Below are 24,179 nucleotides of genomic sequence, written 5' to 3' on the forward strand. Positions count from 1 at the left end.
ATGGCCGACGAGACCAATGACGATGCCGTGCGGAACTCGCCCGAACAAGCGAGGCCGAACGAGTGGTTTCCTTCCATCGAGCCGAATTCCGTAGCCGCGGATGATGCAAGCGCGCCGCCATGGTTCGAGCCCGGCGAAGGCGAGTCGCGGGAATTCGAATCGGAGCCGGAACCGGTCCGACGGGCGGCACCGCTCGACATCGACGAGATTGCTCGTCAAATGCAAGGCAAGGCGCGCACGCGCCAAATTTGGCGGAGGCGAGCGCGAGTTGCGCTCCCTCTCGCTGCGGGTGCTGTCTTTGTAGTAGGCAGCGTCGCAATAGCGCTGTTGTGGCCGAGGGAATCCTCGTCGAATCAAGATCTAGCGGCCACCGTTACCGACAACACCGCACCGACCACCACCGCTGATAAACCCGCCGCGACACCTGAACCGTGGTGTGGCGATTTGGATCAGGGCTCGAAGATTCGCGGCGCAGGTCCTGGAGATCTATCCAATGGTCCAGCGGAGATTCTGCGGCTCAACCACAAGTTCTACGTCGAGCGGGACGCGGCGGGAATGCGTGAGGTGTTCGCGCCTGGCGCGACTGTCGCCCCTGTCGAGGCCACGCAAGCAGCGATCGCAGCGCTTCCTGCTGGAACTCAGCACTGCGTGCACATCACCGTGCTCGCCGCCGAGCGTTTCGCTGTCACGGTCGAAGAGCGTTACCCCGGAGGTCAGACCCAGGCCTGGGACACGATCGTGTCGACCGGCGTTCAACCGGACGGCCATGTGTTGATCACCTCCATCACGGCGGCTGGGTCGTGACCTTGTTGACGAGCGAGGATGCTGTCCGCGACGAGACGAAGGACGACGGTGCACACGACTGGTTGTTCGCTCCGGCTCCGGCAGGTTCGCCGACCGACATTGCAAAGCTGGGTCGAGAGCGGCCCAAGTTTCTCCGAGTCTGGACTACGGCAATGACTGCGTCTGGTCTCTTGGCTCCGCCGCCGCTACTTGTTTTGGGTGGCAGCGGAGGCGCCGGGGTGACCGCGACCGCGCAGGGTTTGGCTTCGGTCATCGCGACCGACGAGCAGCTCGATGTCGATTCGGTAGTAGTCGACGCGACTCCTGCCGGTGGTAGCGACCTTGTCGCTCGGGTTGCAGACGAGGAACGGCCGATGTCGACATTGCAGACGTGGTTGACGTCCGACGATCCGAGCCTGCCGTCGACCGTCGAGGCCGCGTGCGGCAGAGCGTCGTCGGGGGCATTGGTGCTGCCACGCGACGATCGGCCGTTGCCGCGGCGGGAAACGATGGTGTCGGTGCACCGGCATTTGAGCGACGCGGGCGTGGTTCCGGTCTACGACGGGGGAGCGCCGGTGTCCGCCCGCGGAGTTCGGCCGTTGTTGGCGGATTCGCGAATCTCGTTGGCGCTCGTCGTCGCAGCGCGACCCGATGCGGCAAACCGACTGAAGCCTGTCTTGTCCTGGCTCGACGACGAGTTCGGTGAGTTTCTTATCGGCGACACGGTCATCGTTGTGTGCCGGCAGTCGCCGCGCGACAACGCCGACGTGGCGGGTCATTTGCGCCGGAACTTGGATGGCTGGGTGCGTTCGGTTGTGGAGATTCCATACGACCCGCACCTCGCAATCGGGGAGCGAATTCTGTGGTCCGAGGTTCGTGACGAGACGCGCGAAGCGTATCGAAATGTCTTGCGGGAGTTGACGTCGTGAAGCGAGTATGTCGGCTGAGGACGCACATTTGAGCCCGCAATTCTTGTTTAGTTCAATTGTTCGATTGTTCGAACCTGCGCAATTAGTGTGGGTTACCGCTAGGGAGGGACACACATGAAGAATGCATTCAAGGCCGCGTTGGTCGGCGCTACTGCAGTAGTTGCTGTTGGGATGGGGTCGAACTCGGCCCAAGCCACACCGCCCGTACCGACGCCGGAGCCGGGAGGCGTGATTCGGATCGACGTAGCGCCTGGTGAATGGTGGAGCTGCGTTGGTTACAGCTTGCAAGCGCCTTTCCTTCAGCTCGTTCCGGGCTTGTACCAATACTCGCTGGGGCCGAATCCAATCTATTTGCACTTCACGCCGGGCGCCGACGTGTGGGTGCAATGCAATGGGTCCGCGCTTCCGATCGTTTACTACGGCCCGATCGTGAAGGCTGGCAACTAAAGATCTGGCATGGTCAGGCCTGGCCCGCCGCGGCCCGAAAATCGAGTCAAGTGATCAATTTCAGCCTTGAGTACAGGGGGAAAGAGGCATGAGTAACACTTCGAGAGCCGCATTTATTGGGGTCATTGCTGCGGCTGCGGTTGCGTCGGGGACGAACTCCGCGCTGGCGACGCCACCGGTCGCGACGCCCGAACCTGGCGGTGTAATTCGCCTTGATGTCGCTCCTGGAGAATGGTGGAGCTGTCAGGGGCTGAGCCTGCAGCCGCCGTTTTATCAAGTGACTCCTGGTCCGGTCCAGTATGCCCTTGGGCCTGCGGCGATTTATATGCGGTTCACCCCTGGCGCCGACGTATGGGTCGAATGCAACGGAACGGGACTGCCGGTTATCTACTACGGACCGATCGTGAAGGCCGGAAACTAGCGGGTCCGATATTTCAGAGCTCGACAATCTTGCGCAATCGCGCAGATCTGTGAGTCAAATAATTCGGGGGAGTTTATGAAGACATATTTGAGGGTCACATTCCTTTGCGCTGCAGCGGTGACGGCAATCGGCGTGTGCACTAATTCGGCGCAGGCGACGCCGCCGATTCCAGTACCAGAACCCGGTGGAATCATCCGCATGGACCTCGCGCCCGGTGAGTGGTGGAGTTGCGACGGAATCAGTCTCGCTCCGCCGTTCTGGCAGCTATCGCCGGTCGTGCTTGGGCCGAGTCCGCTTTACCTACGTTTTGCGCCGGGGGCGGATGTGTGGGTCAGGTGCAGTGGGACCGCGTGGCCGATCGCTTGGTACGGCCCGATCGTGAAGGTCGGCAACTAGAGCGAGGGAACGGGTGGGCGCTCTCGGGCGCATCGGACATTCACATTAGGGGGAGAAACTGATGAAGAAATATTTGCAAGCTGCGTTTGTTGGCTCTGCGGCCGTCGTGGCTGTCGGTCTGGGGATGAATTCAGCGCACGCGACGCCACCCGTTCCGGCGCCTGAGCCGGGCGGCATCATCCGCTTCGACATTCCCGCGGGTGAATGGTGGATGTGCCAGGGGTTGAGTTTGTCGCCGCCGTTCGTTCAGTACGGGCCGGGCTACTACCAGTGGACCCTTGGCCCGAACCCGATCTTCCTCCGGTTCGCGCCGGGCGCGGATGTTTGGGTGTCGTGCAGCGGATCTGCTGCACCGGTGATCTGGTACGGACCGATCGTCAAAGCGGGACAGTAGATTACGGGCAGTCGTCGTCCCAGTAATAGCGACCGACATATGGCGGACCGAGTTTGCCGTCCTTGGGTGCGAACGAGAGAAACTCCAGCGGATTTGTGCTGCCGTTGGGTTTCACGACCAGGCCGTCGAAGCGTCCGACTTCGATGGTGTGGTCGCGTGAGTACGCCGCTCTGACCTGGTCGGCGGTGGAGCCGTCGCCGACTCCGCGGTCGGTGAGGGTGCCGTCCGGTGTGGCAATTCCGATCACGCGACCCGACTCGTCTGCAACATAGATCCGTCCGGCGGCTGGGCCGAACAGCGTTGTACACGGGTACGGGGCCGGGTGGCTTTGCTCGACCGGTATTCCCGCCAGCGCGGCGGTCGCTTCGTCCAGAGTCATGCCGACCGTCACGGGACCGAACCCAAGGACCGTGGCGACGGGTTTGGCGGGCACAGGCGTCGACGTCGCTGACGAAGACGCATCGGACGAGTCCGAACTGCACCCCGCAACGAGTGCAACGGCAGTGAGCGCGACTGCCAAAAGACGCAAAACTGACATAACTCGCAAGGTACGCCGTTGTGCTTATCGGCGGCTGACGCTCGGCTTGCCGCTCTCGAGGTCCGGCCAGGGCGCGCAGGTTGTGTACGGATCGCACATCTTTGCAAAGTTCGCTCACTCGATGACCACGGCTCGGTGTTGCACCGAGGCTTCGACTTTCAGGTCAGCGAGTACGAACCCGAGCCCCGCCGCACACCTGATGGGATGCGATTGCCGCACACCCTGTCATGGATGGTGCTCGACAACGACGACAACGACCTGCTTGCCATCGAAGCGACGGCCGGCGGCGATTATTCCTACGGTCTCGGCGCGGCCGGGCATACATCGAGTACGTCGATTGCCGCTGATCGGCGTAGACGTCCCCGCGGGGACGTCCGGCCGCCGAATAGGCGCGGCACGTTTCGTACGAAACTTCCTATTGCGTACGAAAGTTGCGCGAGCCAGATCGCGTTCTGTCCCGCGGTGGTTTCGTACGAAATTGGGGATCTCGTACAAGGTGTCGGTCGCCGACCGTGATTTGACGTCCCCGCGGGGACGTCCGGCGACCGTTTTTTGTCGGTGCCCTGCGCTAGCTTCGTAGAACGTCAGTTCTATCGACTGGGAGGGTTCGATGAACGCAGAGGAACTACCGATCGATCAACTCGAAACCGAAATCTGCACGCTCGCAGGGCAGATCGCCGCCGCTACAGCGCGATTCCTCTTCCTGCTCGCCGAATTCGACGCTCGGCGCGGTTGGGCCAGCTGGCAACTCCACTCGTGTGCGCACTGGCTGTCCTGGAAAGCGGGAGTCGGGGTGCACACCGCTCGTGAATACGTCCGTGTCGCCAAAGCCTTGACTGAACTACCCCGCATCGCACAAGCTTTCGCGGCTGGCACGCTGTCGTATTCGAAAGTCCGGGCACTGACCCGCACTGCCACCCCGCACACCGAAGAATCGCTGCTCCGCATCGCACTGGAGTCGCCCGCCGCACACCTGGACCGACTCGTCCGCGGCCTCAAGAAACAAACCCGCACACCCGAAGACGTCGAACGCACCGGTGGACGCTGGTTCTACGACGACGATGGCTACCTCGTCCTCACCGCCCGATTCCGCCCTGAGGACGGCGCCCGATTCCTCGCCGCGCTCACCCGAGCCGAATACGAACGCACCCGCACCGACGATCGTGAACCCGACCTCACCGCACCCGCACCGCCGAACCCGGTCCCAGCCATGACCGCGATGGCCGAAAGCGTCTGCGCCACTAGCGACTCCCCGGTCGTCGCCCCGGCCGCCGACGTACTGATCCACGTCGGACCCGACGGTGAACCGCTTGACACGACGCACGCCCACCTCGACGACGGGCCCGGCCTCGACCCACAGACGTTGGAGAACGTGTTGTGCACGGCGTCGGTGCGGCTGATTCGCCACGGTCGGCTCGGGCCGACGATCGCGTGGGACAAATCCCGGCGCCGCCCCAGTCGAACGCTCCTGCGGCAGTTGGTGATCCGCGATCGCTGCTGTGCTGTGCCCGGTTGCGGTCGGACTCGATTCCTGCACGCGCACCATGTCAAGTACGTCTCGCAGGACGGGCCGACCGAGCTCGACAATCTGGTCCTACTTTGCGGCGAACACCATCGCGCCCTGCACGATGGACACTTCACGATCACTGCACATGGCAACCAGCAGTTCAGCTTTCACCATCCGAACGGTGCGCGAATCGATTACGCGCCACCGCTGAGTGGTAATGCCGACGACCTCACGCAGCGGTACCGGTACATCGAACCCGACGCCATCACGGCCGACTGGTCCGGTGAGCCGCTGGACGTCAGCTTCGCCACCGATGTCCTGCTCCGCAACTGGGACCTAGACGAACGCCGCCGCGCCAGCGGGCTGGCGACGGCGGCTTAGGCGATCTGGGCGATCAGTCGCCGACGGTAATGGCTTCGGCTTCTTCGATGCTGTGCGGCGCGGGATCGTGGTCGTCGATATGCGCCAGGACTTTCCGGCCGGAGTAAAGCACGGCCACGGATGCCAGAGTGCACGCGGCGCCCACCCAGAACGGGATGTGGATGCTGTGCTCACCGAGCTTGCCTGCGAGGTACGGCGCTGCTGCACCGCCGACGAAACGGACGAAGCTGTATGCCGCTGAAGCCGTTGACCGTTCGGCTGGCGAAGCGATCATCACTGTCTCGGTGATCAGAGTGTTGTTGACGCCGAGGAAGAGTCCGGCCGCAACGACGCCGACGATCAACACGGTCTTGTTCTCGGTGAACGCGGCCATCAGTCCGAGGTCGATTGCGAAGAGCGTCAGCGCAACTCCCATCATCGGGAGGGTGCCGTAGGCCCGCTGCAACCGAGGTGCGAGAAACACCGAGGCGATCGCGAGCATGAGACCCCAACCGAAGAAGATGAAACCGATCGAGTAGGTGCCCATGTCGAGCGGGAACGGCGTGTACGCGAGGAGCGTGAAGAAGCCGTAATTGTAGAGCAGCGCAGTGATGCCGACGGTCAGTAGACCGCGATGCCGCAATGCCAGAAATGGTGCCGCGAGCGAGGTGTGATGGGTCGGCTTGGGGCCCTCCGGCAGCATCACGATGATCAGCACGAATGCAACCGCCATCAACGCTGCAACGCCGAAGAATGGTCCACGCCAGCTGATTCCGCCTAGCACGCCGCCGACGAGTGGTCCGGTCGCGATGCCGATGCCGAGCGCGGCTTCGTAGAGGATGATCGCCTTGGCGACACCGCCGCTGGCTGCCCCAACGATCGTGGCGAGGGCGGTGGCGATGAACAGTGCGTTGCCGAGTCCCCAGCCTGCGCGGAATCCGACGATTTCGCCGACGCTGCTCGACATCCCGGCGAGTGCCGAGAACACGATGATGATCGCGAGGCCGCCGAGCAGTGTCTTCTTCGCGCCGAAGCGGCTCGACACGACGCCGGTGATCAGCATCGCGACGCCGGTGACCAACATGTAGCTGGTGAACAGCAGCGACACCTGCGACGGCGTGGCGTGCAGCTGCTCACCGATGGGCTTGAGAATGGGGTCGACCAGGCCGATGCCCATGAACGCGATGACGCTGGCAAAGGCGACAGCCCAGACGGCTTTCGGTTGATGCAGCAGACTAGAGGTCTCCGCGCTGGGGGAGGGCGCGGTCGTGGTGATACTCACGAACCCTTCTTTCTCTGTTCTTAGTTGAGGTCTGTGGTCTTGAGGACGTCGCGAAGTTCTTGCAAACCCTCGGTGAGGCGACGGATCTGTTCTGGCTCGAGGTGTGCGAATCGGGGAGCGAGCGCGTCGCCGATCGAATTGCGCGATTCCGTCAACCATTGGCGGCCGGCGTCGTTGATCGCGACCAGCACGGCGCGGGAATCGTCGGGATCGGTCGTGCGGTCGACGAGACCTAGTGCGTGCAGCTTGCGGACGACTGCGGTGGCTGAGGGCTGACTGCACCGGTCGATTCGAGCGAATTCGCTGACCCGCAGCTCCCCGTGCTCGTCGAGCAACGAGAGAGCGCGGGTCAGCGCCTTCGGTCGGCCGTCCGCGGCAAGCGCCGTTGCCTGCCTGGTGAAACGAGCCGAACTGGTCACCAGGTCCACGATGAGGTCGCGCAGCTCTGGGCGATCAGTGGAGGAGGTCACCGACATATTGTTACATAAGCTAACTATCTATGTAAACCCGCTGATTCGCATGGGGCTCGGCTTATGATGACGACCGTGCAGCAAAGGCCGTTCACAGTTGGAATTTCCCCAGGCGATGGCTTGATCGCACGCTTCGGCGACGTGATTGTGTACGCCCTCGGCGCCGACGAGCCGGTGGCTCAGTTGCTTGCAGCGGTGGATGCAGCCGCGCGCGTCCAGTACCCGGGGGCCGGGCTGCCTGAGTTTCTCGCGCCTATCGCTTACGGCGCGGCGCTCGGAGTGAAGTTCGGGGTGGTCGCGCCGACCGCCGACGGCAATCTGATCCTGCTCGCCGGCTCGGTGAGCGCCGAGATCCGCACGCGCAGCGGCGAACGACGCCTGTCCGGCGTCGACGGTCAGCGGTTCGTCACCGAAGCGGTGCCCGAACTCGCCCTCTCGATCGGCATCAGAGACGCTAACCGCCCTGGGCAACAGGCGCGGCCCAACACCGACCTCCGAGCGGGAATCGTGCCCGGCGGCGGCTTTGCGATCGTCCACGCGGAAGCCGTGGTCGAACCGCCGCGTCACATGGAAACTGTTGCGACAGTTCCGATCCCAACGGAGCAGGAAACCGTGGCCGCATTGCGAACCCCGGTCGAGACGGCGTTGTCGGCACCGGCGGTCAGCGTGCTGTCGACGAAGGACGGCGCCACCTATCCGTTGGACCGTCCGTACGTCATCGGGCGTGCGCCGCTGTCGGACGAGGCCGTGTCGAACGCGTTGGCGTCACCGATCGTCGTCGAATACGACCCTTATATTTCGCGCGTGCATGCCTACGTCACGGTGAACCGCGATGGCGTGTTCGTGCGCGACGCAGGTACCGCCGCAGGCACGTTCATCGCGGAGCTCGGCGCCGAGGAGTGGACTCAGGTCGGCACGACACCCACACGCCTGGATCCAGGGTCGACCTTGCGGATCGGCGACTGGGTCGTCACTCACCTAGTGGGTGGCGCGCGCTGACTTCTCGGCCGTCAATCCGCTCCAATCGCCCGCACGCAGCGCAGGCAGCGCGCTCGGACCGACCTGGAACCGTCCCTTGACAGCTTTCTGTGCAGCTGTGACGTCGGCCGGATGGTGGCCGAGAACCGTAGCGCCGACGACTCGACCCCGTGACAACACGAGACGACGGTAGGACATGCGCGCCGGGCGGTCGATGACGATGACGTCGTCGGTCGCAGACGGTGTGACCTTGCCGATCGAGAACAGTTCGAGGTCAACGCCTTTGAGTATCGTCGCGGGAGTCTCGGCGGTCAGCGTCATGTCACCGCCGAGTGCGTTCACGGCAGCCGCTTCTGCCTGTTCGACCGCGACCGGCCACAGCCCCCAGACCGCTCCCTGGTGTTCGGCGACGTCGCCTGCGGCATAGACCCAACGTGTACGCGTCCGCATCCGATCATCGACGAGGACGCCCTTTCCGACTGCAATCCCCGCATCGCGAGCGAGGTCGACGTTGGGTTTCACCCCGATAGCTGTCAGGAACACGTCACAAGGTAGCTCTCGTCCGTCTTTCAAAATTGCGGCGGTGACAGCGGGTGCGCCCTCGACTCGGTCCGTCTCGGCACGAGTGAGCAGTTCGATGCCTACGTTCTTGAAATGCTGTGCGACGAACTCCGAACAGCGAGCGTCGATCTGCTTGCTGAGCAATCGGTCGCCACGTTCGAGGACTGTGACCTGCAAGCCCAGCAGGTGCAGTGAGTAGGCGGCTTCGAGGCCGAGCAGTCCGCCGCCGGCGACGACCGCTCGACGACACCCGTACTGCTGAACGTAGGCGCGCACTCGCATCGCGTCGCCCGCTTCGCGCAGGACGAAGCTGCCCGCACGATCCAGACCTGGCGTAGGCGGAATCATCGGGCTCGAACCCATGGCGAGAATCAGGCGGTCGTACGGCAGGGCCTCGCCGGTACCGAGCAGAACGTGCTGCGAGGGGACGTCGATGCGCTTGGCCATCGTGTTCAACCAGGCATGCACCCCGTGCTCGTCGTACCACTGCTCGGACAACAAATAGAGGCCCTGCATCGCCGATCGACCGTAGATCAAGCGAGAGATGCCCATCCGGTTGTAGAGCGCGTGCGACTCGCGGCCGACCAGGTGGATTTCGCAGTCCGGGTGACCGCGGCGGACGAAATCGGCGGCAGTGACCGCGGCAATGCCCCCGCCTATGATCACGACGCTCACGATCGATCGGTCGAATCGTGTTGGCTTGGAGCCAGATCCGTCACCGGGTTCCGGTGTCAGCGACATCGTGACCGTGCCTGACGAGATCCGCGCACAACATGCCATACGTGTGTTCTCGCCGTGCCCGAGACGTCGCAGCGTATTCAGCTCATCCTGCTCGGGGGCCGACAGGCACGACACGCCGTCCAAGACCGCGACCGGGTCGGCGCCGCAGACGCCCATGCGGCAACCTGCCTCGATCGGCTGCTTGTTCTTCTCGGCTATCTCGAGCAAGCTCGTTCCCACCTCGGCCGGGACGGGAGTGCCGTTGGTGCCGAACTGAACTCGGGCTGCTGGTTCCGTGGAAGCCGCCGTGACCGGCTCGAGCGGCAGCAGCCGGACCGGGTCGGACCGCTTACCCGACGTCCACGCGAACTGCAGTTCGCTGACCCTGGTCCGGGCAATCCAAATCAGCGTCACCAGCAGGACGGCCGCGCTGATCAGCCACCGTAACCACGGCAGGTCGATTCCAGTGATTTCGTTCAGCGACGACACCACGACCGGCCCCACGAACCAGTAGAAGATATTGAGCGCGGCGGCGGCGTAGCCAACCGCCACCATCGGCGGACTCAGCGGCGAGACGGCCTCGACAGCGAAATAGACGCCGACACTGACGAGGACGAATAGTGCCAGCACGCCGTACTTTCCGAGCATTTCCAGGTCCGGCTGGTTGACCGCAGTGAAGAATCCGAGGATGAAACCAGGAAGTGCGGCGACGAACAGCTTGCGCTGAGCGGTCCAGCCGCGGTCGTCGTCGACCAGGTCCGCTTGGTATGCCGCGCGTGGCTTGAAGTCGTAGCAGTTCTTCGCGCAACCCACACAGGACGGGCAGTGACTGTTCGGCACGGTGATGAAGGGCGTCTGTCCATACGCGCGCTGCAGGGGAAACAGCGGGCAGATGCTGCTGCACCAGCCGCTCTTGCCTTTGAAGACATAGCCGCCGGTGAAGGCGACCGCCGCAACGAGGGCAAGAACGACGCCGGTCGCTGCTGCGCTTTGGTCGAGGCCGGCGAGGCGAGATCCGGCTATGCCGAAGAACAGAGCCATCGCGACGAGGTAGCCACGGTTGCGTAGCCAGTCCGGCGGATTCAGGGCGCGTCCGAAACCGAACACACGCGGTATCTGGTTGGTCGCGGCGAGCGGACAGATGTTGCGCCACAACCCCGGTGCGATGAGGAAGAGCGCCGGCAGCACCGGAACGATGACGCCGAAGAAGATAAACAGTCCTGCCGCGGGGCGGACGAACAGCAACACGATCACGCCCAGGAAGCACGCGATACTGACCGCGCGGGCTGCTTGCCAGACGCGAAGCGGAATCTTTTTCGGCAAATCGGTGTACGCCGGAAAAAGATCGCGTTCGCCGGTCGGGTCGATGCCGAGCAGACGTTCGGCAAGAGCAACTCCGCGGGAAGGCTGGACCTCGGCACGAGGCGGCGGCGGAGGAGCGGCGATCCTGATGCCGAGCCGAGTCGAATCATGGTCGGGCGCCGGCTCCGACGGTTTTTCTGCCCCGCGACCGGCAGGCATGGAGACGACGATGATTTCGGTGCGGCCGAGCCGCAGCACATCGCCCAACGACAGTGCGGCGCGTCCCGTCAGCGGCAGACCGTTCAGCATCGTGCCGTTTCGGCTACCGAGGTCGACGACGGACAACGCAGTCGGACTCGGCACGATGCGCAAATGCTCGCGCGACACCTCGGTATCTGCGAGATTTTCACCGGCGCAATCTCGGCCGAACGCGACGGGCGCACTCAATACAACCCGGCGCGGACGGCGGCCCCATTCGCGAATTTCGACGACAGGCTTGGCGGGGTCCATTGCGGCGCTCGCTCTCTCACGCTCGGATGCGCGCTAATCGTACGCGCGACAGGCCCATTAGACGCGGCAGAAAGCAGAGGATTCGGTACGCTTCGTGGGAGGTCGCATCGCGTCAGCGGGGTGTGGTGGTAATGGATTCCGATGTCGAGCGTGGTCGTGCCGCGCACCGCGGCCGCGACTGGGGCGAAGCCTACGACTCGCTGCGCCGCGCCGACGCCGACGCACCACTCGACCTCGAGAATCTGCAGGCGTTTGCGGAAGCTGCCTATTTCACCGGCCGAGTAGACGAGTGTCTCGAGGCGCGGACTCGCATCTACCGGCGGCAGATCTCAATCGGAAAAACGGTCGAGGCCGCGCTGACCGCATATCTGGTTCACACTGTCTTGTTGCTGCGCGGAGATCATTCGGCAGCGGCGGGATGGTTGTCTCGCGCCCGCCGGATTCTCGAACACGAGCCGGAATGCGTCGTGCACGGCTACGTTCTCCTGGCCGACGCCGAAGGTCGTTATTACGCAGGGAACATCGTCGAATCGCTGGAAGCGGCGCGGGCGGTGACCGAGATCGGCGACCGGTTCACTGACCCCGACCTCATCAATGTCGGACTGCACCAGACGGGACGCGCGATGGTCGCGCTCGGCGACGTCGACGCAGGTTTGGCGTTGATCGATGAAGCGATGGTCGGCGTGCTCGCGGGCGATGTGCACGATCCGATATATCGAGCCTGGATCTATTGCAGCTCGATCTACGTCTGTGAGGACGTGTCCGATTTCGTCCGAGCCAAGCAGTGGACCTCGGAATTCGAGCGGTGGTGCGAAAGCCAAGACGGAGCGACTGCCGTATCCGGCTCGTGCCGAGTGCACCGGTCACGGATCCTGCGGGTCCACGGTTCGTGGTCGGATGCCGAACGTGAAGCGCGTCAGGCGTGCGCCGAGCAGAATGGCACGATCGCGATGGACACCGGCAACGGCTGGTATCAAATCGGGGAAGTGCGCCGTCTGGTCGGCGATCTGGCCGCGGCCGATGCGGCATACGCACGTGCCGCGGGGTACGGCTTCGATGTGCAGCCCGGTCTCGGTCTGTTGCGCGCCGCGCAAGGCAACGGTGCTGCCGCAGTCGCAGGAGTCTCGCGGGCGCTGGCCGAACAGGCCAAGAACGACATTGCCCGCGCGAAACTCCTTCCAGCACAAGTCGAAATCGCGATTGGAGCAGGTGACCTCGAACGTGCTCGCTCCGCGGCGGCCGACCTGACCACCCTTGCCGCAGACGGCCCACCTGCGGTGCGAGCTGCCGCCGCGCATGCCGCAGGCGCTGTCAGCCTCGCCGACGGACACGCCGCCGACGCATTGGCGCCGTTGCGGACCGCTGCACAAATCTGGGCAGAATTGGACCTCCCTTACGAGTGCGCCCGAAGTCGGCAACTGATCGGCGCTGCCTGTCGTGAAATCGGTGACGAGGACACCGCGATGCAGGAATGGGAGGCATGCCGCACGGTGTTCGCAGAGCTGGGAGCCGTCCCTGATCTGAAAGAAATCGAGAACCTAGGTTGTACACTTTCGCGCATGCCGCAGCCGGAACCCGGGTCCGAATTCGCAGGGTTCACGATCGTGCGCAAGCTCGGCTCCGGCGGGATGGGCGAAGTCTATTTGGTCGAACACCCTCGTTTGCCCCGCCGCGAAGCACTCAAGATCCTGCCTGCGACGCTGACCGCGGATAACGAGTATCGGCAACGGTTCATCCGCGAAGCAGAGCTCGCCGCCACAATCTGGCATCCGCACGTCGTGGCAGTGCACGACCGGGGCGAGTTCGAGGGTCAACTGTGGATCACGATGGACTACGTCGAAGGCACCGATGCCGCGGTGCTGTTGCGATCTCGGTACCCCGCCGGTCTGCCGCCAGAATTCGTTTCGGAGATCGTCACCGGGGTCGCCGATGCGCTCGACCATGCGCACGAACGCGGACTGCTGCATCGTGACGTCAAACCCGCCAACATCCTGCTCACCGAATCAGCTCCCGAATCGACCAAGCGTCGTCGAATCCTGTTGTCCGACTTCGGTATTGCTCGCAGAATGGACGACGCCAACGGGCTGACCGCCACCAACATGACCGTGGGTTCGATTGCGTACGCCGCACCGGAGCAGCTGATGGGACGGACGCTCGACGGGCAGGCCGATCAGTACGCCTTGGCGACTACGGCGTTTCACCTGCTCACCGGCAAGCCGCCGTTCGACAACTCGAATGCGGCCGTCATCATCAGCAGCCACCTGACGTCGCCACCGCCGACGATGGGCGAACGCAGGCCCGATTTGGCTGCGCTCGATGCGGTGATCTCCAAGGGCATGGCGAAAAAACCTGGCGACAGATACCCGTCGTGCACGGACTTTGCTCAGGCGCTCGCTGCGGCTGTCGAAGCGCAGCCGCGAACAGATCACGAGACGTTGATCGCTCCCGCCGCTGCTCGCGTGCGCCCGCCGGTGCAGACCTTCGCTCCGCCGGTGGCGGCACCGCCGCCAAAGAGTCGACGGAACTGGCTGATTGCCGGCATCGCGGCAGCGGTCGCGGTTGCGATCGCGGTGACCGCCGGGATCTTGCTTACCCGCGGGTCGTCGGACTCGGGATCCAACAAGGATGCCGGATCGGCAAACGGCACCAGCGCGGCTGCGCCGCCAACGGCCGCCGTCGATTCGGCATTGGTCCAGCCCGGCAGGGTTTCGAGTCTGCTGATTCCAGCGCAGCAGCTTTCCGCCATAACCGGCCACACACTGGAGAGTGCGTCGAGCGCGTCGACGGTCCTGGACGCGGCCTCCGAATTTCCTACCCGCCCCGAATGCGCGAGCGCTATCTATCCGCTCGAAAAGTATGCGTACGGCAACGCAGGTCATACCGCTGCGCAACAGAACATTTCGCAGACAGCGGAATCGGCGGCGTACTTCCTGGTCGACCAGTCCGTTGCAAGTTTTCCCTCGGCCGCGGCGGCCACCAAATTCCTCGACACGTCGAAACAGCAATGGCAAGCGTGTACGGGTGCGCCCGTCGTTTTCGCAAACCAGGGCGGCACCAACACGGTCGCGACGCTCGCCAACGTTTCCACCAACGGCAACACGATCACGCAGAACCGGACGGTCGAGGGTGGCGGCTATACCTGCCAGCACAGCATGGGCGTGTGGTCCAACGTCGTCGCGGAGGCTGTTGCCTGCGGCGAAGGGGACATCACCGGAAAATCCGAGGCCGTCGTTGCCGCAATTCTCTCCAAAGCTCAGGCGTGAGGGGCGCATTGAGATCGGTCGCAGCGATCGTGGTGGCCATGGCCATCGTGTTCGTCACGTCCTGCTCGGCAAAAACGCCGCCGGGTCCGCAAAGTCCGCTCCTTGCCGCGGTCGATGCTGCCGTCAAGCCGCTCCTCGACGACTACGGCGTACCCGGTGTTGCGGTCGGTGTGATCGCAGGTGGACGCCAGTATTTCTTCGTCTACGGCTATGCTGACGAAAGCGATTCCACGAAGGTCACGGCGGAGACGATCTTCGAGATCGGTTCTGTCAGCGAGACATTCACCGCGACGCTCGCCGGGTACGCGCAGGCCATGGGTCGCCTTTCGTTGAACGATCATCCGGGGGAGTACGTGCCTGCGCTGCGTGGCAGCGGCGTCGACGCGGCCACGTTGATAAACCTCGGCACGAACACCGCGGGTGGGTTGCCGGCCCAGATTCCCGACTCGGTCACCGACTCCACCCTGATCTCGTACTTCGAGGATTGGACGCCGACCGCGGAGCCCGGCGAGCAGTGGCAAAATTCGAACCCCAGCATCGGACTGCTCGGATATTTGACGGGCAAAGCCATGAAGAAGAACTTCGCCGATACCGCTACCTCTGACCTTCTCCCCAAACTCGGTCTGCGGCACACCTTTTACAACGTGCCCGAAGAGTTGGACGGCAACTACGCCTGGGGGTACGACAAAGACCATCAACGGGTGCGCGTCAACCCCGGCGTGCTCGACTCGGAGACATACGGCGTCAAGTCGACAGTCGGCGACATGCTCGATTTCGTGCAGGCAAACATCGATCCCGGTCATCTGGATCCCGCGGTGAAGGAAGCTGTCGAGGCAACTCATACGGGCTACTACCAGGTCGGCGACATGGTCCAGGGGCTCGGCTGGGAGCAGTACCCGTACCCGGTCTCACTGGATCAACTGCAAGCCGGCACGTCGACGGCCACGATTACCGAGCCGAACCCCACCACACCCGCCGGGCCGCCGTCGTCGTCGACATTCTTCGACATGACAGGCACGACGAATGGGTTCAGCTCTATCGCGGCTTTCGTGCCCGACCAGCGAATCGGGCTCGTGATGCTCTCGAACAAGAACTTCCCCACCGATGCCCAGGTCACCGCTGCCCACGCGATCTTCGACTACCTGTCCACACACGGGAACTGAGAACGAATAGGTCAGTCCGCGAGTACATCCGGGAATCCGAATATCGCGACGAGCCTCGAATCGTGGAACTTGACGACGCGCGAGATGCCGGTAGCGGTCGCCGCCAGCACCACAGTCCCGTCGGCTCGCAGATTGCCGGCGACGTCCCGGTGGTAGACGACGGCGGCGGGTTGACCGTTGGCGGTGGTGGGGATCATCCGCCAGTCGCCCGGCGTACCGAACACGTAAGTGTCGAGCATGTGGATGCACATCGCACGTCCCGCCTGCCATTCGCGGAATGGCGTCGCTTCCAGCGTGGCGTCCGTCCGCAGTACCTGCTCCAGCATGGCGGCGTCCGAGCTCTCGAACGCCGCGATGTAGCCGTCCAGCAGCGCGCGTGCCCGTGGATCGACTGGCTCCAGCAGCGTCTCGGTTTGTGGATCCAACTTGTCGAGCCGGGCGCGGGCGCGCTGCAGACCGCTCTTGACCGCTGCCGTTGTGGTGTCGAGGATCTCTGCGGTTTCGGCCGCTGAAAACGCCAGGACGTCGCGCAAGATGAGGATCGTGCGCTGCCGAGCGGGCAGGTGCTGCAGACTCGCGATGAGTGCGAGCCGCAGCGACTCACGTGCGACCACGACGGTGGCAGGATCGTGGTCGCCCGGTGCGATCAACCGATCCGGCAGCGGTTGCAGCCACGAGACCTCGCTCGGCGCAACGGGACTCGGTGGACGGTCGGATCTGTCTTGCGGGCGAGTCAAGCCCGATGGCAACACCCGAATCCGCCGCGACTCCATCGCCGTCAGGCAAACGTTCGTGGCGATCTTGTACAGCCATGTCCGAACCGACGCGCGCCCCTCGAAAGCGGCGTAGGACCGCCACGCCCGCAAATAGGTGTCTTGCACCAGGTCCTCTGCGTCGTGCGCGGAGCCGACCAAGCGGTAACAGTGCGCTAAAAGCTCCCGGCGGAAGCGCTCGGTCTCGGCGGCGAAGCGGTCTTGGTCGGGTGCCGCCCGCAAGTCCGACGTCATGGAGAGAGCCTAAGCCGGAATCAGGGCCAGCTTGCCGACGGTAGCCCGGGCTTCCAGTTCCGCGAGCGCTTTCGGGCCGTCGGCCAAGTCGTAGGCGCTGGGGCAGCCGGGGGACAGCACGCCGGCTGCGATGAGCGAGAACAGCTCACCCATTACGTCGCCGAAGATCTGTGGTGCGGCTTGGATCAGCACGCCGATGTTGAGGCCGATGATCTGGACTTGGTGCTTGTACACCAACTCCCAGTTGGTGATCGACGCTTCGCCGCCTGGCAAACCGAATACGACGACGCGGCCAGTGACTCTCTTCGCCGACGTCAGACTCGCGGCGAAAGTCGCGCCGCCGGCCGATTCCAGCACCAGATCGACACCAAGACCGCCGGTCAGGCTCAGCACCTCGTTGGTGAGGTCGCCGCTGAGGGAGTTCAAGACATGGTCGGCGCCGAGTGCGCGCACTACCTCATGCTTGCCCGGCGACGCGGCGGCAATGACCGTCGCGCCGTAGTGCTTCGCCAGCGTGACCGCGGCCTGGCCTGTCGCCCCAGCCGCGGCATGGATCAGCACGGTCTGGCCGGCGGCGATGCCGCCCAGCGGCCTGAGTGCAGCCAAAGCAGTCGGCCAGTTCACAACCAAACCCAGCACTTGTTGCTCGGTCCATCCGGGAGGTAGCGCCGCCGCTGCCGCTGCGGGTAGCACCATGTACTCCGCGAAAGCGCCGTCTCCGATGCCGACGACGCGGGCTCCCAATTGCACGCCGGTTACCGCATCGCCCACTGCGACAACCTGTCCGGCGGCTTCGAAACCCGCCACGTAGGGCGGTCGCGGTCCGTCCAGGAACGTTCCATAGGCCTTCGAGATATCGGCGAAGTTGACGCCGGCGGCCGCGACACGGACCAGGACCTCGCCGGGCCCGGGAACCGGCACCGGCGCGTCGTCGATCAGGCGCAGGTCCTGCGGACCGTCGAACGAGACCTGCTGCAAAGCTCGCATAGTCGCGGAAGCGTTCATGGTGATCGGACTCCTTTTCAGCGCACATGTTGGGGACCGGCCCTATCAGTGGGCCGCTCTTCCACCGTGTAGACCGTGTTCGTCGCCAAAAGGAATCGGCTTACGCTGGCGTCACCAATGTCCGCGCAGGCGCGAGCGTACGGATCGGCCGTCAGGGTCGTAGATCATGCGGTACGCGGGAAGCGCCCACAGTCGGGTTAGCCTGCCGAGCTGTTCGGGTTCGTGTGGCAGGAGCCTTCCGGGCGGTCGATCGCCTCGCCGACCCGACTCGTGCCACGCCGCCAACCTGCTGGCAGACATCTCCAGCGCCTCGACCGCGCTCACTGGGTCGATCAGGCCGTCGTCCTCCGAGCCGTCGACGGCTCGATCGAGATGTTCCCGCATAAGGCTCAGACGCAGGTTTCTGGCGAACACGCGTGCCATATCGCCCGTCCCGGCTGGATCGGTGGGAGGGCGATCGTCGATGGTGTCGTCGATTACGGCACAAGATAATTCGCTGTCGTGCGTCCACGATCGGCGGTTCAAATTGTCGCTGCCGACACTCGCCCACACATCGTCGATCACGCAGACCTTCGCATGCACGTACACCGGGTTACCGCTGTGATTCTCGATGTCGAAGACGTGAACTCTGTCCCTTGTCGCCTCGCGGCAGACGGCTATCGCTTGCTCGCGCCCGACCATGTTCGGCGGCAATTCCAGCCGGCCGTCGACGTCGGGATATCGCGGCACCACCGCGACGAGGTGCAGATCGGGATTCTCGCTCAAGGCAGCTGCAAACAAGTTGGCCACATCTTCGGACCACAGGTACTGATCCTCGACGTAGATCAACCGACACGCCCGACGGACCGCTTTGGAGTACGCGCGGGCAATGGTTCGCTCACCGTGCGGGGCGAAGTCGAAAGCTCTTCGGACGTCCGGATAGGTCCGCAGCACCTGAACCGCATGCGTTCCACATGGTGGCGGATCGGGCGGTTGCGGCGGGAGTTTGCCTGGCGACAGATCCGCACCACTCAGCTTGTCTTTGACCAGGGCAATGGGCGAATGAAAGTCGAGGGGCGCGGGATCGTTCCACCGCTCGCGAAACGTCGAGTCGAGCGCCCCGACTGCCGGGCCGTGTAACTGCAGCTGCACGTCGTGCCATGGGGGATTGTCGCCATAGCGCGGCGACATCGAAATTGCTTGCGGATCGCCGCGGTGTGACGCGTCGTCGCGACGGCTGTGGCAGAGGTCGATACCACCGGCGAAAGCGACGTCACGTTCAGGAGCGCCCGGGTGGCGAAGCACCACCAGTTTCTGGTGGTGCGACCCGCCCCACCGGACTCGTTGGTCCAGAAGTACTTCGCCACCGGCCGCTTCGATGTCCTCACCGAGATGGCGGTTTTCCGCCTCGCTGTACTGGAACCGGTCGAGGTGTGAACGCCACATGAGGCCTTTCACGACGACCCCGCGTTTCGCTGCGGCGGAGAACAATTCGGCCACAGTAGGGCCGCCCGGTCGCAACCGTTCGTCGGGATCCCCACGCCAATCGGTGAAGAAGAGGTGGTTTCCGGCTTCGAGCGATTGGACGGCGTCCACCAGTCGATCGAAATAGGTGGCGCCGTGAATCAGCGGCTCGGCCGAATTCTCGCGGGACCACGCTGGGATCGCGGACGCGGAGTTGTTTCGTTCCTCCACAGTGAGAAACCAGTCCTCGATCGGCACCGTCTAGATGTCCCCGGATTTCGGTCGCCTCAAACAAAAGGGTGGTCGAAAATCAACTTCCCACCGGCGGCAGCCTGACCGCAGGGGACAATCGACTGATGATGGCGGCGGAGCGGGCGGATCCGATTGCGGCGTTGATCGAGGCGACCGCGACGGTCGGGATCGAGGTCGTGGATACGCGCGAGCTGGGATCGACCGCTGAACTCGTGATTCCCGAGGGCGAGCGCATTCCCATTGTGGTGAAACGCCTTTCGTTGGCGTCGGCGGATGGGTTGCCCGGTCGGCTGGTGAAATGGGAGCGGCGCGTTGCTGATTCGCGGGCCATTCGCATCGTGGTCGCGGACCGAGTCACCAACGACGCGCGTGAGCTCCTTCGAGGTGCGGGCTGGAGTTGGCTGGATCTTCGCGGCCACCTGCATCTTTCGGCTCCGGGACTGTTCGTGGATACCGACGTCGCGACGGTGAAGGGGAGAGGGCAACGGACCAGCCCCTTCTCGGGTCGCGGTGGCATCGAGGTCGCGGTGGAGTTGTTGCTCGACCCCTATGTATCCCAAGGGGTTCGGCGAATCGCGGACCGTATCGGTCGTTCCCCGAGCACCGTGTCCGAGGTGATGACGAGCCTGCGGTCCAGCAACCTGATCGATGCCGAGCGAAAGCCGGTGTTGCCTGATCTTTTCTGGGCGCTGGCCGCCGAATGGCGGACCGTGTCGACGGATGTGCAGACGGCGTTGCGCCACGGGCAGCCGTTGTTCGTGGCGCTGGACCTGGCCCAGGATGCGGACCGAGGCAGGGAAGTGCTCAAAGACTGGACGCCGCCGGAGCCTTGGCATCGCGTCTGGTAGCTATTTGTTGTTTCCCTTGTTCTTGTCTTTCCCTTTGTCCTTGTTTTTGTCCACCTTTGGACCGTGATCGGGATTGCTCGTTGGCGGTGGCGCTGGGGGAGCGACGACCGTCGAGTCCACCGTCGTCGGCTCGATCGTGCTGGTGGACGGCGCGGTCGGCCCGGGTGTCTGGGGACTCCGGTCAGCGGTCGAAGCCATGAACAACAGCAAAGCGGTCACCGCGGCGATTGCGGCGATCAGACCAAGCCAGGCGCCACGTGACACCCGGCCGAGTAACGGGGGGCTCGAGTGTGGGGTGGTCTGCTCGGGCGCGTCGAGGAGGGCAGTGGCAGTCGGTCTCGGAGGCCCTGGTGGAGTCGGCTGTCGTGCCAGCGTGTGAGCGACGTCGGCGGCGCTCGGCCGATCACCGGGTGACAGTGCGGTCATCGCGGTGAGTAGTCGTGTCCACTCCGGACCGTGATCAGTCGGGATCATTGGCGGACGATGCAGGCGCGCGACCGCAGCTTCGATGCCGCTACCCGGATAGGCAACGTGGCCGGTGAGGCACTCGATTAGCACCAGTCCGAGCGAGTAGACGTCGGCAGGCGGACCGGCTGGGTCGCCGGTGGCCTGCTCCGGGCTGAGGTAGTTGGCTGTTCCGATTGCCATGCCGTGCATCGTGATTCGGGTGCTGTCCAGCAATCGTGCGATGCCGAAGTCGGTCAGTTTGGCGGCTCCCGCTGCGCTCTCGGTGTCGAGCAAGATGTTGGCCGGTTTGATGTCGCGATGAACCACGCCGTTGCCGTGGATGTACGCGAGGGTGGTCGACAGTTCGGTTCCGAGTTGGCCGGTCAACTCGGCCGTGAGCGGACCGTCGGCAAGGCGACGACCGAGCGTGGGCCCATCGATAAATTCCATGACCAGGAACGGGGCAGTGTCGCCACCGGGCTCGTCGACCGCTCCGGCGTCGAACACCGTGACCAGCCCAGGGTGGCGCAAGGCGGCCAGTATCCGAACCTCGGCGTCGATACGCCGACGGTCCTGACCGGCGGGAGTGTCGAGACGAAACACCTTCACCGCGACCGGCCGATGGAGCAACTCGTCGTCGGCACGGAACACGTCGGCCATGCCGCCGCGGCCGATCCGTTCGCCCAACCGGTACCGACCTGCCAGGACCGAGCCCGTGGATATCACCTGTGACTCACTTTCGTCGGGTCAAGCTCGCGGCCTGAGCCCGTTCAAGATCTGTGTGGTGATGTCGCCGAGCAGTTCCTCGGCCATCTCGGCAGTCATGAATCCCGAGCTGACGAACGTGGCGATGCCCTGCATCGTCGCGAACGCGGCGACGCCGATCCGCAGCGGGTCTCCGGCGACCACTTCGCCGTTTGCCTGCGCTTCGGCGACCAAGGCCGCGGGTATCAAGAACGCTTGCTCGGCTGCCGCGGGTAACGCGGAACTTGCTGTCGGACTGTGCTTTCGGGCGAACATCAATTCCAGCAGCGCGGAATTTTCCGTCGCGAACCGCACGTAGATCCGCACCACCGACTCGAGCCGTTGCGGAAAAGATCCTTCCAAAGGCACGTCGGTGAACAACGCCCCGAACCGCTCGAACCCGGCCAACGCGATCGCGTCCAGTAGCGCTTGTTTGTCACGGAAGTGCCTGCTCGGGGCGCCGTGACTGACCCCGATGTCACGCGCGAGTTGCCGCAACGACAGGCCGTCCACGCCGGACTCACGCAGCGTCTCCTCGGCACGCGCGAGGAGTTCGCCGCGCAGATCGCCGTGATGGTACGAACGGGCGCGAGTGAACGTCATGGTGTGTAGAGGATAGCTGAAAACTCGACGCAATGTAGGCATTGACTACTTTGTTGTCAGTGCCTACATTGAGGTCCATGACCACATCATCCTGGACTTCAGCTCAGCTCAACTCCTTCGACGGCAAAACAGTTGTCATTACCGGTGCGAACAGTGGCATCGGCCTGGTGACCGCGCGCGAACTGGCCCGAGTCGGCGCTCGCGTCGTACTTGCTGTCCGTGACACCAAACGAGGCGCGGACGCCGCCGCCACGATCGCAGGCAACACCGAGGTACGCGAGCTCGACCTCGCCGACCTGGCATCGGTCCGCAGCTTTGCCGACGAATGGACCGGCCCCCTCGACGTGCTCGTCAATAACGCAGGCATCATGGTCCCGCCGAAGGGCAAGACCAAAGATGGGTTCGAAACTCAGTTCGGCACGAACCATTTGGGCCACTTCGCGCTCACCAATCTGCTGCTGCCGAACATCACCGACCGCGTCGTCACCGTCTCGTCCGGGGCGCATCGCCAGGGGACGATCAAACTCGACGACCTCAACTGGGAAACCCGCGACTACAACCGGGCGAGGGCGTACGGGCAGTCCAAACTCGCCAACCTGCTCTTCAGTCTCGAATTGCAACGTCGTCTCGACGAGGCCGGATCGCCTGTCCGCGCACATAATTCGCACCCGGGTTGGGCCGCGACGAACTTGCAGTCACACTCCGGAAACCGCATCGTCAACGGCCTCATGGCAATTGGCAACAAGCTGCTCGCCCAAGACGCGGAAGCGGGAGCCCAGCCGACTCTCTATGCGGTCAGCCAGGACCTGCCCGGCGTCAGCTACGTCGGCCCCGATGGTCCTTTCGAGATGCGGGGCAAGCCCAAGCTGGTCGGGCGGACGCGTGAGGCAGGCGACGTCGAACTCGCGAAGAAGCTGTGGACGGCCTCCGAAGAGCTGACTGGCGTGCAGTTCCCAGTCGACGCGATTCGCGGCGCGCAGCACAAGTAGGCGCGCTACTCGCCACGCCAAACAGGAGCGCGTTTCTCGGCGAATGCGCGGGGACCTTCCATCGCATCCGCGCTTCGGAGGACGGGTCCGAACTCGGCCATGTTCATCGACCAGACGTCGTCGTGCCACTCGGACCCGTATTCCGCTGCGCGATAGATGATCCGCTTGGACGCCTGAACCGACAGCGGTGCATTGGTTCCGATCTTCTCGGCGAGGGCCAACGCCGTCTCGACCACTTGTTCCTGTGGCACAACGCGATTGACGAGGCCCCAGCGGAGGGCGGTCTCGGCGTCGATCGGATCGCCGGTCAGTGCGACTTCGAGCGCAAGCTTGAGGGGAATCTGACGGGGGAGCCTGATCAGGCCGCCCGCCAACGCTACCAAACCTCGTTTGACCTCGGGCAGGCCGAGTTTCGCCTGATCACTGATGACTGCGAGGTCGGAGGCCAGCACGATCTCGGTCCCGCCGCCGAGAGCAAAACCGTTGACAGCGGCGATGATCGGCTTGTCCACGAAATGTTGGACGAACCCGGCGAAGCCTCGCTCGGGATGATCGGCGTCGAGGATGTTCTGGCCAGAGGCAAGGGCTTTCAGGTCGGCGCCCGCGCAGAAGGCGCGCCCAGCGCCGGTGACGACGGCGACGCGCAAGTCCTTGTCGGCGGCGAGTTCGGCCAATGCGTTGCCCAGTGCAATCGACACAGCCGCGTTGACGGCATTCATCGCGTCGGGGCGATTGAGCGTGATCAATGCGGTATGGCCGATTCGTTCGAGCGTCACAGCGGGCTGGTCGTTGGTTGTGGACACACGCGTCTCCTGTC

General features: G+C 64.1%; 22 protein-coding genes. 12 read left to right on the top strand and 10 right to left on the bottom strand.

Annotation, left to right across the window (positions count from 1 at the left end):
* From FGL95_RS08250 to FGL95_RS08275, 6 genes are all read left to right on the top strand, one after another.
* Window positions 1-804 carry a DUF8176 domain-containing protein gene (locus FGL95_RS08250; RefSeq protein WP_169585718.1) on the top strand — a complete coding sequence of 268 codons (804 nt, stop codon included), beginning with the start codon at window positions 1-3 and terminating at the stop codon, window positions 802-804.
* Window positions 801-1,712: a MinD/ParA family ATP-binding protein gene (locus FGL95_RS08255; RefSeq protein WP_169585719.1), complete on the top strand. Its 912-nt coding sequence runs from the start codon at window positions 801-803 to the stop codon at window positions 1,710-1,712. The genes FGL95_RS08250 and FGL95_RS08255 overlap by 4 nt, the downstream gene beginning before the upstream one ends.
* 114 nt (window positions 1,713-1,826) lie before the next feature.
* Complete coding sequence (locus tag FGL95_RS08260; RefSeq protein WP_169585720.1) at window positions 1,827-2,159, top strand: hypothetical protein; 333 nt, start codon at window positions 1,827-1,829, stop codon at window positions 2,157-2,159.
* A gap of 88 nt (window positions 2,160-2,247) precedes the next feature.
* On the top strand, window positions 2,248-2,580 hold the full coding sequence (locus FGL95_RS08265) for a hypothetical protein (protein WP_169585721.1): 333 nt from the start codon (window positions 2,248-2,250) through the stop codon (window positions 2,578-2,580).
* Window positions 2,581-2,697: 117 nt separating this feature from the next.
* Complete coding sequence (locus FGL95_RS08270) at window positions 2,698-2,976, top strand: hypothetical protein (RefSeq protein ID WP_169585722.1); 279 nt, start codon at window positions 2,698-2,700, stop codon at window positions 2,974-2,976.
* Between the two features lie 61 nt (window positions 2,977-3,037).
* Window positions 3,038-3,370, top strand: a complete 333-nt coding sequence (locus FGL95_RS08275; protein WP_169585723.1) for a hypothetical protein — start codon at window positions 3,038-3,040, stop codon at window positions 3,368-3,370.
* A 1-nt stretch (window position 3,371) separates the two neighbouring features.
* On the opposite strand, the gene FGL95_RS08280 is transcribed toward FGL95_RS08275, so the two are convergent.
* Window positions 3,372-3,908 carry a hypothetical protein gene (locus FGL95_RS08280; protein ID WP_169585724.1) on the bottom strand — a complete coding sequence of 179 codons (537 nt, stop codon included), beginning with the start codon at window positions 3,906-3,908 and terminating at the stop codon, window positions 3,372-3,374.
* Window positions 3,909-4,518: 610 nt separating this feature from the next.
* Between FGL95_RS08280 and FGL95_RS08285 the strand changes: the two genes are divergently transcribed.
* Complete coding sequence (locus FGL95_RS08285; protein WP_169585725.1) at window positions 4,519-5,796, top strand: HNH endonuclease signature motif containing protein; 1,278 nt, start codon at window positions 4,519-4,521, stop codon at window positions 5,794-5,796.
* Between the two features lie 13 nt (window positions 5,797-5,809).
* Here the strand turns inward: FGL95_RS08285 and FGL95_RS08290 are convergent, their stop codons facing one another.
* Both FGL95_RS08290 and FGL95_RS08295 read right to left on the bottom strand, forming a co-directional pair.
* Complete coding sequence (locus FGL95_RS08290; RefSeq protein WP_169585726.1) at window positions 5,810-7,057, bottom strand: MFS transporter; 1,248 nt, start codon at window positions 7,055-7,057, stop codon at window positions 5,810-5,812.
* A gap of 20 nt (window positions 7,058-7,077) precedes the next feature.
* A complete protein-coding gene (locus FGL95_RS08295) occupies window positions 7,078-7,533 on the bottom strand; it encodes a MarR family winged helix-turn-helix transcriptional regulator (RefSeq protein WP_169585727.1) in 456 nt (151 codons plus the stop codon).
* A gap of 69 nt (window positions 7,534-7,602) precedes the next feature.
* Between FGL95_RS08295 and FGL95_RS32895 the strand changes: the two genes are divergently transcribed.
* Window positions 7,603-8,526, top strand: coding sequence for an FHA domain-containing protein (locus FGL95_RS32895; RefSeq protein WP_169585728.1), 924 nt, complete (start codon window positions 7,603-7,605; stop codon window positions 8,524-8,526).
* Here FGL95_RS32895 and FGL95_RS08305 read toward each other — a convergent pair.
* Window positions 8,506-11,598, bottom strand: coding sequence for an FAD-dependent oxidoreductase (locus FGL95_RS08305; RefSeq protein ID WP_169585729.1), 3,093 nt, complete (start codon window positions 11,596-11,598; stop codon window positions 8,506-8,508). The two genes, FGL95_RS32895 and FGL95_RS08305, sit on opposite strands and share 21 nt — an antisense overlap.
* Before the next feature lie 131 nt (window positions 11,599-11,729).
* Between FGL95_RS08305 and FGL95_RS33125 the strand changes: the two genes are divergently transcribed.
* Both FGL95_RS33125 and ampC read left to right on the top strand, forming a co-directional pair.
* Entirely contained in the window at window positions 11,730-14,861 is a 3,132-nt protein-coding gene (locus FGL95_RS33125; protein ID WP_169585730.1) for a protein kinase domain-containing protein, read from the top strand.
* A gap of 38 nt (window positions 14,862-14,899) precedes the next feature.
* Entirely contained in the window at window positions 14,900-16,024 is a 1,125-nt protein-coding gene (ampC, locus tag FGL95_RS08315; protein ID WP_169585731.1) for a class C beta-lactamase, read from the top strand.
* Window positions 16,025-16,035: 11 nt separating this feature from the next.
* Here ampC and FGL95_RS08320 read toward each other — a convergent pair whose 3' ends face one another.
* The 3 genes from FGL95_RS08320 to FGL95_RS08330 form a co-directional block, all read right to left on the bottom strand.
* Window positions 16,036-17,031 (bottom strand): RNA polymerase subunit sigma-70, encoded by a 996-nt coding sequence (locus FGL95_RS08320; protein ID WP_169585732.1) that lies wholly within the window; start codon window positions 17,029-17,031, stop codon window positions 16,036-16,038.
* A gap of 9 nt (window positions 17,032-17,040) precedes the next feature.
* Window positions 17,041-18,036, bottom strand: a complete 996-nt coding sequence (locus FGL95_RS08325) for a zinc-binding dehydrogenase (protein ID WP_169585733.1) — start codon at window positions 18,034-18,036, stop codon at window positions 17,041-17,043.
* A gap of 111 nt (window positions 18,037-18,147) precedes the next feature.
* Window positions 18,148-19,737, bottom strand: a complete 1,590-nt coding sequence (locus FGL95_RS08330) for a phospholipase D-like domain-containing protein (protein ID WP_169585734.1) — start codon at window positions 19,735-19,737, stop codon at window positions 18,148-18,150.
* Between the two features lie 98 nt (window positions 19,738-19,835).
* On the opposite strand from FGL95_RS08330, the gene FGL95_RS08335 reads away from it, so the two are divergent.
* Window positions 19,836-20,579, top strand: coding sequence for a hypothetical protein (locus FGL95_RS08335; protein WP_169585735.1), 744 nt, complete (start codon window positions 19,836-19,838; stop codon window positions 20,577-20,579).
* Here the strand turns inward: FGL95_RS08335 and FGL95_RS08340 are convergent, their stop codons facing one another.
* Window positions 20,580-21,752: a protein kinase domain-containing protein gene (locus FGL95_RS08340; protein WP_169585736.1), complete on the bottom strand. Its 1,173-nt coding sequence runs from the start codon at window positions 21,750-21,752 to the stop codon at window positions 20,580-20,582. It lies immediately after the preceding gene.
* A 21-nt stretch (window positions 21,753-21,773) separates the two neighbouring features.
* Complete coding sequence (locus FGL95_RS08345) at window positions 21,774-22,373, bottom strand: TetR/AcrR family transcriptional regulator (protein ID WP_169585737.1); 600 nt, start codon at window positions 22,371-22,373, stop codon at window positions 21,774-21,776.
* 77 nt (window positions 22,374-22,450) lie between these two features.
* Between FGL95_RS08345 and FGL95_RS08350 the strand changes: the two genes are divergently transcribed.
* A complete protein-coding gene (locus FGL95_RS08350) occupies window positions 22,451-23,362 on the top strand; it encodes an oxidoreductase (RefSeq protein ID WP_169585738.1) in 912 nt (303 codons plus the stop codon).
* Window positions 23,363-23,367: 5 nt separating this feature from the next.
* Here the strand turns inward: FGL95_RS08350 and FGL95_RS08355 are convergent, their stop codons facing one another.
* Window positions 23,368-24,165 (bottom strand): crotonase/enoyl-CoA hydratase family protein, encoded by a 798-nt coding sequence (locus tag FGL95_RS08355; protein WP_169585739.1) that lies wholly within the window; start codon window positions 24,163-24,165, stop codon window positions 23,368-23,370.
* Window positions 24,166-24,179 lie beyond the last annotated feature (14 nt).

The sequence above is a fragment of the Antrihabitans stalactiti genome (genome assembly GCF_012932915.1).
GTDB classification, from domain to species: domain Bacteria; phylum Actinomycetota; class Actinomycetes; order Mycobacteriales; family Mycobacteriaceae; genus Antrihabitans; species Antrihabitans stalactiti.